The sequence below is a fragment of the Clostridium sp. genome (assembly GCF_029267215.1).
Classification (GTDB): domain Bacteria; phylum Bacillota; class Clostridia; order Clostridiales; family Clostridiaceae; genus Sarcina.
Map to the genome: position 1 here is coordinate 12386 of NZ_JARIDH010000082.1, position 14926 is coordinate 27311.

Here is a 14926-nt window from a genome sequence, read left to right on the forward strand (position 1 = left end):
TATCAAAATAACTTTTTATAAAACTTACAAATAATATGAAGAGAATATCTAGATGAGCTTTAGAATTTAAATTATTACGTAGAAAATATCACGTTAAAAAGCTTAGATTGTTCGAAGCGTAGCAAGTTTCTAAGCTTTAGTGATATTTTCGTAGTAATGATTATAAATTCTTAGCGAAATCTAGTAATTCTAGGAATATATTTGTAAGTTTTATTATTATATTCTGATGCAGCCCTCTTTAATATATCTAAATTTAATTTTATAAATTTAGTCTAAAATTCATTTGTAACCTTATCTATTTCTCTATTTTTCTCTTTTTTAATTTCTTCTAACATCTCATTTTCTTTCTCTAATTTATACCAACCATATATAACTTTATTTACTATTAAGGCTATTACTATTCCTAAAGATATAAAAATTATTCTCATAGGCACTGAAACTCCTGGTTGGAATAAAATCATTGCAGCTCCTAAAGAACTCATAGTTGTAAATATCATTTTTATTTTATATTCATTAATAAAAGTGTATATATAACTTAAAATAAGTAAAACTATATTACTAAAATGTTTTGGAATAATATATCCAAACAACACTAAAAATATCCCTGCTCCTATTAAAGTTCCAAAAAATCTTTCTTTACTTTTTGTTTTAGAATCCTCAAAATGTGGCTGAGTTATTGACATAGCTGAAATACTTATCCACATTGATTTTTGAGCACCAATTAAACTTCCAAGTAGCATAGCAAGTGAAACTGATATTGCCATTCTTAAAGAAAAGTTAAATTGAAGAGAGTTCTTGTCCATAGTTTTTATCATTTCACTTATATTAATATGTTCTGAATCATCTTTTTTTCTATGACTGAAATAATAAACTGCAGATATTAATATTCCTCCAACAAGCAATGCCATAAGTCTTTTTGGAAATTCACTCCAAGAAACAGGATTTCCTTCTATAAATACATAACAAAGCATAAAAGGTAAATATGCCTTTGTTTCCATAGTGTTAGTAACTAAATATGAAACTATGAAAATACCTATAAAATTTATCACTAATACTAGAAATATGTTCATTGAAGATATTTGAGTTAAAAATCCCATGAAAACGAAAGATAATATTGTAGTTATAATGGCTTCATTTAATTTTAAACTTAAATGAACATTTGCAAACATTAGCATTGCAGTTATAACACAAACCCCTATAAGAGTGTTAGAACTTCCAAATACTTTTCCATATAAAGAGACAAATAAAATTATTCCAACTATCAATATTAAGTTATTTACAAGAATTTTAGGTTTTAAATTCTTTTTTATACTTTCTATCATCCCATATTTCCCCTTTAGTTATTTATTCTGTTGAGCATTATACCATATTTATTAAAGTTAGTGAATTAAAGTTAAAACAAAAATTAGAGTTTAAAGATTTTTTACAATCTTTAAACTCTAATCAATTAACTCTTAATAAAAATCTTAAATTTAAATTAGATTTTCTTTATAATCCACTTTAAAGTTTATTATGGCTTTGAATAAATCTCCATCCACTTCTACTTTAAACATTCCTCCTTGAATTTCAACAAAACTCTTAACTATGGCAAGACCTAATCCTGATCCTTCTGTGTTACGTGATTTATCTCCTCTTACAAATCTATCTGAAATCTCCTCTGAGTTAAAGGTAATCTCATTTTCTGATATGTTCTTTATTATAATTTCAACATCACTTTCACTTTCATTAATATCCACATATACTCTTGAATTTTTCATGGCATATTTAACTACGTTTATAATTAGATTTTCAAATATTCTATAAGTTCTTTGATTATCTAGCTTTAGCACCACCTTTTTATCTGGTAGGTTTAGTCTAAAATCTAATCCTGCCTCACTTATCTTGTCATCTAATTCTACTATAACCTGTCTCAAAAGATATGAAATATCAATATCCATTAAGTTTAAACTTATATTTCCACTTGTAGCCTTACTCACTTCAAATAAATCTTCTATTAAGAATTTTAATCTTTGAGATTTTTTATCTAAAGTTTCTAAATAAGCTTTTCTTTTTTCTTCATCTTTTTCATTTTTTAATAAATCAACATAAGCTATTATGGAAGTTAGTGGAGTTTTTAAATCATGAGAAACATTTGATATAAGCTCTGTCTTCATTTTTTGGCTTTTAACCTCTTCATCAACAGCCTTTTTAAATCCATTTTTAATATGATTTAGTTCTTCATTTAAAGGATTAAAAAGTCCCATATCTTCTTTCTCTTCATTTTTAGTTAATTCTAGTTTTCCATGAGCTATTTCTCTAGTTTTATCTAAAATTTTGTTATAATCACTTTTTAACTTATTAAAATACTTTCTTCCAAAATGAAATAATATTATTGAATAAACAACTGCTCCTATTATTCCAACAAACCACATTGAGCAAAGTATTGAAACAATTATGAAATTAATTCCTACTAATATTAAAAGAAGTTTATCACTCTTTTTATTTAAATCTATTTTCTTAATGTATTTAATACACTTTTTAATTCCATCTAATATAAAATTCTTTAATTTATAAATAATACAATGATTTTTCAAAAAGTTTTTAAATCCAGAATTAAATATATATTTAACATAAACAACCTCATATAATAAATCACCTAAAACAAAAATCCAGTAAGCAAAATTTAATAAATAGGTAGCTTGATCTAAAAATGGCATGCTAGTTGTTTTAAATATTTCTCTTAATCTCCCTTCAAGAGTTGAAACTATTAAAAAGTTCCCACATTCAGCAATTATGGCTATTAAAATGCTTAATAAAACAAAATTAATTTCTAATGGTATTTTTTTAAATGTTTTAAATCCCAATATATTTTTTGAATATCTAAATGGAATTATAACTGCAAGTATTAAGGCTAAACAAACTGCTATCATAATAAATATTAAACTAGCATCATTAACCTCATAATACCATTGGTTAATTTCACTTGCATAAAGGGAATCTTTATATTTTAATTCCTTTGGAACTGCATAAACATAGGTCATATTTTTTATTGGTTTAAGCTCATAATCATTAAACACCCTTCCATCATAGGAATATCTATATGAATAATTACTTAAATTCTTTCTAACATTAAAACCATTTTCTCCATAAGCATCCTCTATAGTAATTTTTCCTCTATCATCAAACTTTATAACAACACAAAATCTAAAATAATCATTTAAATCTTTTTTCTCTATTTTTTCTCCTTTAGCCAAGGCTTCAAGCATCCACTCCTGCTCTTTATTGCTATTAAATACTGTTTTTCCAGATGAATTTATGGCATATACCTCTAAGTTTTCTAAATAATTTAAGCTTTCAATTCTTTCTTTAATATAATTATTTAAATTACTTTCATCCTCTTTAACCCGTTCTTCATAATCTTTAGCTTCTTTATGGTTCTTATTATCCTCTAATGAAAAAAATTCATTTACTAAATTTATGCTCTTTCCTTCACTATTAGCTTCTTTTTCAATGGTATCAAAGTATATTCCATAGTTAGTTGAATATATCCTCTCCTTTAAATTATTGTTATTAAAAACACTATAATTTTTTTTCATATTTTCTTTAGCAATATTCTCTATTAAGCCATAATTATATATCAATCCTATTGAGTATATAATTAATAATATTAATACTATAAAAGTAACACCCCAATTAACCTTATAAGTTTCATCTTCTTTTTTATTTTTATTGACTTTCCATTTTATAGCCAACACCCCACACCACCTTTAAATATTTTGGATTCTTTGGATTTATCTCTATTTTTTCTCTTATATTTCTAACATGGACCATGACAGTATCTGTGTTTACTGCATTTTCATTCCACACTCTTTCATAAATTTCTTCAGCTGAAAAAACTCTTCCAGGACTTTTCATTAATAATTGAAGTATCTTAAATTCTATAGGGGTTGTTTTTATTATTTCCCCATCTAAGGTTACTTCTTTTCTATCTAAATTTAATTCTAATCCACCTATTGTATATGAATTAGTTTCAATTAAATCTTTTTTAACTACATTTAAGTATTTTGAATATCTTCTAATTTGAGAGTTTACTCTTGCTAAAAGTTCTAAAGCATTAAAAGGTTTTGTTACATAATCATCAGCACCTATGTTTAATCCTAAAATTTTATCCATATCCTCTGATTTTGCAGAAAGCATTATTATAGGGAATTCATGATTTTCTCTTGCTTTCATAACCATTGTAACTCCATCCATCTTAGGCATCATTATATCTACAATAGCTAAGTGAATTTCCTCTCTATAAATAATATCTAACCCCTCTAATCCATTACTTCCTTTAAAAACATTGTATCCTTGGTTTTTTAAATATATAGCTATAGCATCTGCTATTTCCTTTTCATCCTCAACAACTAAAATATTAAACTTATTCATTTTTATTACTCCCTTTCTTTTCTACAATCATAATTAAACTTAATATTTTAAACTCATATTAAAATTCAATTCTCTTTTAAATATCCACACTAATTTTTACCATTAAATTCAATTACAATCATATCATAGAAAGCTTTTCTATTGTCAAAAACAAGCTCTATCTTTAACTCTTTCCTTATACTCTTTAAACTTTGTTAATAATTCTTTATCCCCCTTTCCAAAATTTCATTTTAAAAATTGCTCTGTTTTAAGAGAGTGTTGATTTTAGCTATCCCTTCAGACCTACTTAATTTCGCGGAGATTTAAAAATAAATTATATGTTAAAACTTCTTTTATTTTACGTCATAAATCCATTGCTCTATTTTCTAAAACTTAAACTACTTCACTACCTCCTATATTCTCTCTTTAAAACTTTCTTTATAATTCCTTTCCTTTATTTGCTATATATTAATAATAAAGATAAAAAATAAAGAAACCCCTTAGATAAATCTAAAGATTTTCTAAAGAGTTTCTAAAATAATTTTTAGTTTTCATAACTTTTTATATTTGTATTTTTTAAATCTATACTGTTACTTAAAAACTATTCCTTATTGATTTCAAAATAATATTACATATTTATAATAGTTTTTGTTAACTTTTCAAGAGATTTTTTTGCCTTATTTATTTCAAAACTAAAGTCTACCCCATCATTAGGTGAATATCCTCTTTTTAATTCCTCTAATATTTCATCAACTTTATTTTCATATTCCTTATGATTTTTTCTTATATATCTTATTTTTTCATTATCCTGAATTCCTTCAAAAAGTCTTTCAAATCTTAAAGAACTTCTTTCTGGATAAACTAAGAAACAATCACCAGATTCCCAAGTTACATGGTCTGTTGTTTCTAAAGGATTCTCCACCCAAGAATCATACGCCCATCTTAAAAATCCATCAACTTTGCATTTTTCTGCATACCATGCAAGCCATACCCCTTCAGCAGGTTTAGATTTTGTAAATACATTTGGATATAAACCAGTACACACATAGTAAGTACTTACCTTACCCTTTTCTTTCCTCTCTTTAAATATCTTTTTGAAGTTTTCATTAACCTCATTAATAGACATAGATATTTCATCAATTTTATCTACTATTTCTCCTACATTCCCATAATTCATAGCACCTGAAATCTTAAATCCTGTTCCATCTAACAATTCAAAAACAGCCTTCATTGTTTCAACTGGTCTTTCATCCATGGCAATATAAGTTTTTTCTTTCCAGCCCTTTTCTTCTAGGTGAGATTTAAATGAAACTATAAACTGTCTAAAGTTTTCCTTCCACTCTTCTCCCCCTATTTTTACATCCTTAATTATATATTCTCCTTGAATCTCATCAAAATACTTAAACTTTTCATTCCAAGAAACCATTGTATAAGCATTTATTTGCTTGTCAATTCCAATATCCATACAAAATTCAACCCATTTATCAAAAATAGAATAATCAAATTCAAAGCTTCCATCTTCTTTTTTTATCCACTTAACCATGGATTCATAGGGATCATAAGTCTGACTTTTCCATGGATCATGTACTATGGTTGTTGTTATTACCTTTTGACCTGCATTTTTAAGTCTTTCCATATGAGGCTTTAGATAATTAAAATGTTCCTCACTCCATAACTCCACATTAAAATATCTAGCAACTGAATATGGATTCTGCCACAAATCTAAGTGGAATGTCCACTCTTCAACAGAAGGCAAAGTTATATCTAAAACCTCTAAATTTATACTCAAACTTTCCTTTACTTCTTCCCCTTGTATAATTTTTATTTTCCCTTTATAAATTCCCTTTTCACAATTTTCAGGAACTTTTATTGAAAACCAAAAACTCTTAAACTTTTCATCTTTAAAAGAAAAACTCTCTGCTTTTTCTAAGATGTCTGGAATCATTTCACCTTCTGCTCTTACAGGCTTAATCAGGCTAAACTCTATATTTTCTGCCTTTATTTTTTCTCCACTTTCATTACTTAAGTCAGTAATTTTTAAAGTGAATTCATCATTTTCCTCTAAAATACCCTCTTCCCTTAAAACTATGAATTCACCTGTTATCTTCTCATTTTTCCAAGCAGTTTCTTTAAATACCCTCTCTTTAACTTTCCCCTTAAAATTTTCATAATCACTACTTAAATAATGATTATCCTTACTCATAAACCCTAAAATCATACCCATAAATTCTCCCCTATCTAAATTTAAAATATAAACTTTAAAGAATAACCTATCTTATTCATGATTAAACATTTATTTCATAAGAGCCAATAAATTCTTTTTTAAAAACATTTAAGATAATTTTACCAAAAATACATTTTAAAGGAAACAAGCAAAATAATTATAAGTTTAAAAATTTTCTATTCCAAATTATAATTTCACTTATATAAGAAATATATATTAATATTTCATATTATATAAATTTTCAGCTCTTCATATAATACTTACAAAATGAAAAATTATCTAAAGTTTGTTCAAAATTTAAATATTAAATTTCATAAAGCTCTATTGGAAGGTCATCTGGGTCAAAAAAGAAAGTAAATTTACGATTTGTAAACTCATCAATTCTTATAGGCTCAACCTTTATTCCTCTTTTCTTTAACTCATTAACTTCCTTTTCTATGTCTAAAACCTCAAAAGCTAAATGTCTAAGTCCACAAGCCTCTGGATAACTTGGTCTTTTAGGAGAATTTTTAAAAGAAAATAATTCTACTTGTGAATCTCCAATCTTTAAATCAAGTTTGTAAGAATCTCTTTCCTCCCTATAAACCTCTCTTATAACTTCAAGTCCAAGTATATCAACATAAAATTCCTTTGATTTTTCATAATTTGAAGCAATTATTGCTACATGATGTATTTTTTTCAAATTCATATCTTTTCTCCTTATACTATAAAAAATATAAAAATTACATAACAAAATAATATCGGATTTTAAGTTATATCAATACATATCAATGCTACTCTTAACTTATTTAAAAAAACCTAATCTAGCCCATAGCTAAATCAAAATTAAAAAAGGAGATGCACTAAAAAATTGCATCTCCCTCATATATTATTGTGAATTTATGAAAAATTCAAGTGGTGACTTAAATTACATAGCTGCTTTAAATATAGCTATTATTTCTTCTAAATTAGCTTGTTTAGGATTTGTTAATCCACAAGCATCTTTTAAGGCATTATTTGATAAAGTTTCAAAATCACTTTCTTTTACTCCTAAAATATTAAGCCCTTCTGGAATTCCAACAGTTTGTGATAATGATTTAATCATATCTATACAAAGGTCAGCCCCTTGTTCATCTGTTAATCCTTCTATATTTCCACCCATTATTTTAGCTATTTTAGCTAATCTCTTTGAACTTACAGCCTTGTTATATTCTTGAACATGAGGTAATAATATTGCATTACATACTCCATGAGGTAAGTTGTAGAATCCACCTAATTGGTGAGCCATAGCATGTACATATCCTAAGCTAGCGTTATTAAAGGCCATTCCTGCTAAATATTCAGCATAAGCCATCATATCTCTTGCTTCTACATCTTCTCCATTTTCAACAGCTTTTACTAAATAATGGCTTATAAGCTCTATAGCCTTCTCTGCACAAGCATCAGTTATTGGTGTAGCTATTGTTGAAACATAAGCTTCCACAGCATGTGTTAAAGCATCCATTCCTGTGGCTGCTGTTAATGATCTTGGCATTGCAAGCATTAACATTGGATCATTTACGGCAATAATTGGTGTTAAATGTTTGTCAACTAAAGCCATTTTTATATGTCTTTCTTCATCAGTGATGATTGCAAATAAAGTCATTTCACTACCAGTACCTGCAGTTGTATTAATGCCTACCATTGGTAATTGAGGTTTCTCAGATTTATCTACTCCCTCATAATCCTTTATTTCTCCACCATTAGTTGCAAGTAAAGCTATTCCCTTAGCACAGTCATGAGCTGATCCTCCACCTAATGATATTACAAAATCACATTTATTTTCTTTTAAAACCTTTAATCCATCATTAACATTTTTAACTGTTGGATTTGGTTTTGTTTCATCATATATTGCAAAATCAATATTTTTGCTTTCTAAAACATCAGTTACCTTTTTAACTATTCCTATTTGACCTAAAACCTTATCTGTTACTATCAAAGCTTTTTTAAATCCTAACTCTGCTACTTGATTTCCAGCATCCTCTAAACAGTTTGCTCCCATTAAACTTATAGCTGGCATAAAAAATTTGTAACTCATATTTATTCCTCCTAAGTATATACCCATACATTAAATTTTTAATATTCAATTTCCATTTGTTACACTTTTATTTTATGACTATGTTAAAAATTTAACTAATTCATTTTTTTTAAAAATAGCCAATTTTTAATTTTCAAAAATTGACAACATTATAATAGCTTATATATTATTGATTATGAGGTGAAAAACATGGACAAATTTCATAGACAACTTGAGTTATCAAATGGTATAGAAACAGAGTATTTAAGAGTTCTATACTACACCTTTGATAAAAATTATAAGGATACATATAAATCCTATGAATATAAAAGATTATGCACAATAATTGATGGCGAAAAAAATGTGAAAATAAATAATGGAGAAAGTTTTACTTATGATTCTTCTAAGTATATGCTACTTCCTCCAAATTCAAGTATTGAAATGAAAATAGAAAAGCCAACCAAAGCTCTTGTTTTAGAATTAAATGATGAGTTAATAAATAATGTTTCTGAAAAACTAAGTTATGATTTAGATATAGATTTAACAAATACTAATTTAGATATGCCTTTTTTTAGTAATAGTAATGAACTTATGGATTCAACACTAAAAAAAATTGTTGAAACCTCAACAAATTCTACTAATCATAAGGAATTTCTTCTTGATTTATATGCTCAAGAGATAACCTATAGTCTTCTTAATACTAAGGGTGCTCAAGATATATTAGCTAGTGAATTTAATAACCCAATAAAGCGTTCAATTCAATTAATGAAATCAAACCTAAAAAATAATATAACAGTTTCAGAAATTGCTTTTGATTTAAATATGTCTCTTCCTAACTTCTCATCAAAATTTAAGAAGGTTATTGGAATAACACCTAATGATTATCTTAAAAACTTAAAATTAGATGAGGCTAAAAAACTTCTTAAAACAGAATCAGTTACTGAAGTGGCTTATGAATTAGGATATGAAAATATATCACACTTCATAAACTTATTTAAAAAGAAGTTTGGACTAACCCCTAAACAATATTCACTAAATTATTCTAACTGTGAGTAATAGGACTTTAAATAAAATCTAAAATAAACACTTACTTAAGCAATATTCAATAAAAAGTTGTATAATGAGCAAAACTCGTCATACAACTTTTAAATATATTATAAAGTTTTATCATATATTAATCTAAAGCTTTATTATTTCTATATAATCAAAAAATATATACAAGAACAAAAATTAAAATAATAGGCTTATAGCCTCGGGCATAAAGCCACGAGGTTTTACGCCCTCATTCTATAAATATAAACTAAAACTCTTTAACTAAAAATTTTCTTAATGATAACTTATACATTACGAATGTAATTACTAAGGTTGCTATTAATAATAATCCTGTAAACCATATTACTGCCAAATTTATATCCATTTTTATATATGATCCATAGTTTTCAAAAAACTTTCTGCCTAATGAAAATGCTAATATTATTACGAAAAATGGAATAGTTCTTACATAATTAACATAGCTACTTTCTGGATATGCTAAATCAACCCCTAGTGAAATAACTCCATAAATCTGCGCCACTAAAAAACATAAAATCATTATACTTATTGAAATATACAGCTTAGTACCTAATATTATTGAACTTACTCCAATCAACAATAAATTAACTATTAAAAACATACCATAAATAAGTGAAGGTTCTAAAAATCTACTAATAACTATTTGTTTAGGATTAATAGGAAGAGATCTTAACAATTTGTTTGTTCCTGCCCCCTTGTTTGTATTTTTTGCAATAATCCAATTTACACATCCCATAGAAGCTATTAAAAGATAAAATCCTAATATAATATTACCAACTTCTCCTAGTTCTCCAACTTCTCCTGTTTTAAAAGCAATAAAAAATGGACCATATATTAATATCCCCCCTACTGATAAAAATATTAATACAGACTTAATACTTCTAATATCTCTTAAAATTAGGGTCTTCATCCTATCTCTCCTCCTTTTTACCATAGATAATCAATGATATTATGAATGATATGATGAAAATTAGGATTCCAAATATAAAGCCATATAAGCTTGTGTACTTTTGAAATAAAAACCCCAATTTCATATTTTGTATTCCTGTGAAAAATCCTACAATTCCAATCATTGCCATAATGCTAAATATAATATTAACAAATCTAAAATATTTATAATTTATAGCTATATATATTGGCTGAGTTACTGCCATGTATAACAATTGAACAGTTATTGTTGATAATACAATACCAGAAGTTATACTCATATTCTGTCCTGTATTCTTTTCAATTACAAAACTTAATAAAATTAAAGTAATATTTACTATAAATACATAAATTAAATTAGTTATATATTTAGCACCTACATAATCAATTGGTTTTACAGGAAGTGATTTTATTCCTTTTGTGAATCCATTTCTCTTTTCATACTCAATTGGAATTATCATAAGATAAAAAACTACAAATATTCCTGCTGGATATAAAAATTCAACCCCATAAATAGCACCATAAGATATGCCTAGGAAAACAAAAACTAAAATCAAAGTTTTTAAGAATTTCTTTTGTATAAAAAAATCTAATTCTATTAAATTTTTCATACTAATTCACACCTCTCTTTGAATAATAAACAACAATGTCATCTAAAGTAGCCTTTTCAAAAACAACCTTATCTCCACATATATTTCTTATTTTACTGATATCCCTTGTTAAAGCATCAAAATTATATCTACTCTTTCTGACTCCAATTAGCTCATTCTCTAGCTCTTTGCTTAAGTCATCTAAACCACCCTTAACAACCATATATTTTTCTAATAATAAGTCCTTTTCCATAGAGAATTGAACCTTTCCCTTATTTAAAAAAGTTATATAATCTGCTAATTTTTCAAGATCTGTTGTTATATGAGTTGAGTATAAAACTGATACTTCTCCATTTGCTATTATTTCAAATAAAATATCAAGCATTTCACTTCTGAATACTGGGTCTAATCCTGATGTTGGTTCATCTAGTATTAAAAGCTCTGCATTATGAGAAAGTGCTATTGCTAAGGAGAATCTCATTTTTTGTCCCTTAGATAACTCTTTAACCTTCTTCTTTTCACTTAATTCAAATCTCTCTAAATAATATTTAAACTTTTCCTCATCCCACTTTGAATAAAATGAAGAAACTACTTTTTTATTTTCTTTTATTGTGAAATCTTCAAAAGCACAACAGTCATCATAAACAAATCCAATTCTATCTTTTATCTCAATTTCATTTTCTTTTAAACTTTCTCCAAATACCTTTATTTCTCCACTATCTAAATGTACTAAACTCATTATGGCTTTTATTGTAGTTGTCTTACCTGCACCATTTGGCCCAATAAGTCCCATTACAAATCCTTTTGGTATGTTAAAACTAACATTCTTTAAAGAAAACTCTTTATACTCTTTATTTATATTTTTTACTTCCAATGTATTTTCATAGTTTTTCATGTAAATAGCGCTCCTTCTTATAACCATAAAATATTATTATCATAAGTTATTGAAAATCCTATCTTAGTAAATATTCTTTTTTAATTAATACCTCTTAATTTTAATTGTCTAATAAATAATTTTTTCTTTATAGCTCTGTTTTAAACTAGTGTTGATTTTAAATAAAGTTATAAATACAATCTTAATAAGCTGTATAAACCTCCATTAAATAAAACTTAAAATTTCTAGTTAAGCTTAATATTCACCTAAAACATAAGCTTAGTTTTAAATAAAACCAACACATATTTTCAAAACAAAGTCATAAAACTAAATATCTTTCAATGTTTCTAGAATCTTAACTAATTCTTCAAAGTCAAGTCCAATACTATTAGCAATATCTAATGCATCACTAAGCTTCTCCTCAATTTCTCTTAACTTTTCTTCAATTAAAAGTTCTTTGTTTTGTTCTGCTACATATGATCCTTTACCAGGTAATGTGTATATAAATCCATCCCTCTCAAGTTCTTCATAAGCTCTCTTAGTTGTAATTACACTTACTCTAAGTTCTGATGCTAAACTTCTTATAGATGGTAAGGAGGCATTTTCTTTTAACTCTCCTGATAAAATATCATTTTTTATAGCCTTAGCTATCTGTTCATATATGGGTAACCCTGAAGTGTTTGAAACTACTATATTCAAAAATTCACCCCTTCTCTCTGTATATACTGTATATATTTTATATATACAGTATATACACACTTACCATATAGCGTCAATATATTTTCTAAATATTTTTTATAATTCTATTTTCTTCTAATTTAGATCATTAAAAATTTGCATAAAAAAAAGAGATACATACTTTGTATCTCTTTGCTATAGACTATGTAATTAATTATAAATTATTTATTTTCTTCTATTAACTCTTCAATTTTGCACTTACATCTAGCTCCGCAGCAAGCACCTTTTCCTGCTCCAGTTTTTTCTCCAACAGCCTCAAATGAAAGAGCTCCTTCTTTGATAGCCTCTACTATTTTCTCTTCTGAAACACCTTTACATAAACAAACATTTGACATAATTAAACTCTCCTCTCACTAACTATATGTTTAAAGCAATTTTTATTTTTAATTAATAATAATTATTCTTTATTGTGAGATAATAATATCAAAATTTTATATTTATTGCACATTTTATTCTTCTTCATTTCCGACTATTTTAGTCGAATATAAATATATTTTCTCTTTTATTCTATTGTTTTCGCTTTAAAGCTATCAATTCCAATTCTATCTATAAAATCACCAAGTTTTTCTCCAGCTTCAGCCTCTTTTTTATAAACTTCTACTACTTTATCAACTATTCTTAAAGCTTCTTTTTCATCAACATCCTTAATAAGAATATCAGCCATTCTAGGATTATAACCTGCAGATCCTCCTACAGAAATTAAAAATCCTGTTTTATCTGCAATAACTCCAATATCTTTAGCATAAACACTTCCGCATGCATTTCTACAGCCAGCAACCCCAATTTTAGTTCTACATGGCATATCCATATGTTTATACTTCTTTAATATTTTCATTCCAGTTCCTATAGTATTAAATTTAGATCTCTTACAAAAACCAGCTGGACAAATCTCCACATTCTTAATTGAATTTTGCTTCATAACAGCAGGTTCCATCCCAAGTTCTTCCCAAATCTTTGGCAAATCTTCTCCCTGTAAATTTGTAATCAAAATTCTTTGTCCTGAAGTTATCTTAATTACTCCACCATATTTCTTAGCAACTTTAGATATCTTCTCTAAATTCTCAGGACTAATAAATCCACCTGGAATATGTGGTGTAATTCCAAATGTTCTTTTGCCATTTCTTATCTTTTGTAAATTTCCATGATGAGTTCCACTAACCATCTTTGGAATCTCAATTCCTATCTTATCCATATCAACACTATAGCAAGCTAAATTTATAATAAAATTACTAATATTAAATCCCAATATATTTATAAAAAAAGCTTAACTACTAGACACCTCACTTTCTAATCAATAATTTTTTTATATATCCTATAACATTATTATATCTTATATAAAAAATTTTAACGTAACCTTAGTTACAAATTTAATTATTATAGGTGTCTATAGTATTTTAATACTTAATACAGTCATTATTTAAATGCCATTTTTCTTTACATATATCTTCCTTTTCCTCAAAACATATTGTTGGCTCTTCGCACTTTTTAATTCCTTCAATGCATATTGTAATTATTGTATTAATAAATATATGTTCTAAACCACAATTATCAAAATCACAATAAGAAACATGTCCCTCTACATTTTCTATCTTACTTCCACATTTTATTTTAATTTTTTCAAAGAAAGGAACCACAAACTTTTTACTTAAAACTTTTCCACAAGTACATAAATTTGAAGCTTCATAAAAAACTTTCAATATTTTAATACCCTTAACTATAAGATAGTATTCAGAGCATATTTCTATAACTTTAGTCTCAATGATTTCAACACAACAACTTACTTCTAATATATAATCTACTTTAAAACAATTATTTGCTAAACAAACCTCATCAATATATTTAAAGTCCTTTACCTTATTAAAATTAAAACATTTATAAGATTTATTACACTTGTTCTTCATATAAAATTACTTTACCAAAGGTAAATTCTCCTTTCACACTCAATCTATAAAATAATATTTTATATTCACTATATTTTATTCAAAAGCAATATGTGTTGTTACTTTAAATATAAATGTTGTTTTTTATAATTTCATGGAACAACTTGTCTTTTATTGCATATTTATAGAATGAGAGGT

14 protein-coding genes are annotated in these 14926 nt (G+C 26.3%); 1 reads left to right on the forward strand and 13 read right to left on the reverse strand.

Annotation, left to right across the window (positions count from 1 at the left end; all coding sequences use genetic code 11):
• Positions 1-272: 272 nt before the first annotated feature.
• The 6 genes from Q1K13_RS12850 to yiaY form a co-directional block, all read right to left on the reverse strand.
• Entirely contained in the window at positions 273-1322 is a 1050-nt protein-coding gene (locus Q1K13_RS12850; RefSeq protein ID WP_300351669.1) for an FUSC family protein, read from the reverse strand.
• Between the two features lie 150 nt (positions 1323-1472).
• On the reverse strand, positions 1473-3731 hold the full coding sequence (locus Q1K13_RS12855; protein WP_300351672.1) for a sensor histidine kinase: 2259 nt from the start codon (positions 3729-3731) through the stop codon (positions 1473-1475).
• A complete protein-coding gene (locus Q1K13_RS12860) occupies positions 3706-4410 on the reverse strand; it encodes a response regulator transcription factor (RefSeq protein WP_300351675.1) in 705 nt (234 codons plus the stop codon). The genes Q1K13_RS12855 and Q1K13_RS12860 overlap by 26 nt, the downstream gene beginning before the upstream one ends.
• A gap of 607 nt (positions 4411-5017) precedes the next feature.
• Positions 5018-6613, reverse strand: a complete 1596-nt coding sequence (locus Q1K13_RS12865) for a DUF4091 domain-containing protein (RefSeq protein ID WP_300351678.1) — start codon at positions 6611-6613, stop codon at positions 5018-5020.
• A gap of 304 nt (positions 6614-6917) precedes the next feature.
• Positions 6918-7301 (reverse strand): SMU1112c/YaeR family gloxylase I-like metalloprotein, encoded by a 384-nt coding sequence (gloA2, locus tag Q1K13_RS12870; protein ID WP_300351681.1) that lies wholly within the window; start codon positions 7299-7301, stop codon positions 6918-6920.
• A 219-nt stretch (positions 7302-7520) separates the two neighbouring features.
• On the reverse strand, positions 7521-8669 hold the full coding sequence (gene yiaY, locus Q1K13_RS12875) for an L-threonine dehydrogenase (RefSeq protein ID WP_300351684.1): 1149 nt from the start codon (positions 8667-8669) through the stop codon (positions 7521-7523).
• Between the two features lie 189 nt (positions 8670-8858).
• Between yiaY and Q1K13_RS12880 the strand changes: the two genes are divergently transcribed.
• The gene (locus tag Q1K13_RS12880; protein ID WP_300351687.1) at positions 8859-9704 is read left to right on the forward strand and encodes an AraC family transcriptional regulator; all 846 of its coding nucleotides are present in this window, start codon (positions 8859-8861) and stop codon (positions 9702-9704) included.
• A 244-nt stretch (positions 9705-9948) separates the two neighbouring features.
• Here the strand turns inward: Q1K13_RS12880 and Q1K13_RS12885 are convergent, their stop codons facing one another.
• From Q1K13_RS12885 to Q1K13_RS12915, 7 genes are all read right to left on the reverse strand, one after another.
• Complete coding sequence (locus Q1K13_RS12885) at positions 9949-10629, reverse strand: ABC-2 transporter permease (RefSeq protein WP_300351690.1); 681 nt, start codon at positions 10627-10629, stop codon at positions 9949-9951.
• A gap of 1 nt (position 10630) precedes the next feature.
• Entirely contained in the window at positions 10631-11257 is a 627-nt protein-coding gene (locus Q1K13_RS12890; protein ID WP_300351693.1) for an ABC-2 transporter permease, read from the reverse strand.
• Position 11258: 1 nt separating this feature from the next.
• A complete protein-coding gene (locus tag Q1K13_RS12895) occupies positions 11259-12131 on the reverse strand; it encodes an ABC transporter ATP-binding protein (protein ID WP_300351696.1) in 873 nt (290 codons plus the stop codon).
• Between the two features lie 306 nt (positions 12132-12437).
• Positions 12438-12809 carry a GntR family transcriptional regulator gene (locus Q1K13_RS12900; RefSeq protein WP_300351699.1) on the reverse strand — a complete coding sequence of 124 codons (372 nt, stop codon included), beginning with the start codon at positions 12807-12809 and terminating at the stop codon, positions 12438-12440.
• Between the two features lie 200 nt (positions 12810-13009).
• Positions 13010-13183 carry a (2Fe-2S)-binding protein gene (locus Q1K13_RS12905; protein ID WP_300351701.1) on the reverse strand — a complete coding sequence of 58 codons (174 nt, stop codon included), beginning with the start codon at positions 13181-13183 and terminating at the stop codon, positions 13010-13012.
• A 167-nt stretch (positions 13184-13350) separates the two neighbouring features.
• The gene (locus tag Q1K13_RS12910; RefSeq protein ID WP_300351704.1) at positions 13351-14040 is read right to left on the reverse strand and encodes a ferredoxin-like domain-containing protein; all 690 of its coding nucleotides are present in this window, start codon (positions 14038-14040) and stop codon (positions 13351-13353) included.
• Positions 14041-14242: 202 nt separating this feature from the next.
• Positions 14243-14749, reverse strand: a complete 507-nt coding sequence (locus tag Q1K13_RS12915; protein WP_300351707.1) for a hypothetical protein — start codon at positions 14747-14749, stop codon at positions 14243-14245.
• Positions 14750-14926 lie beyond the last annotated feature (177 nt).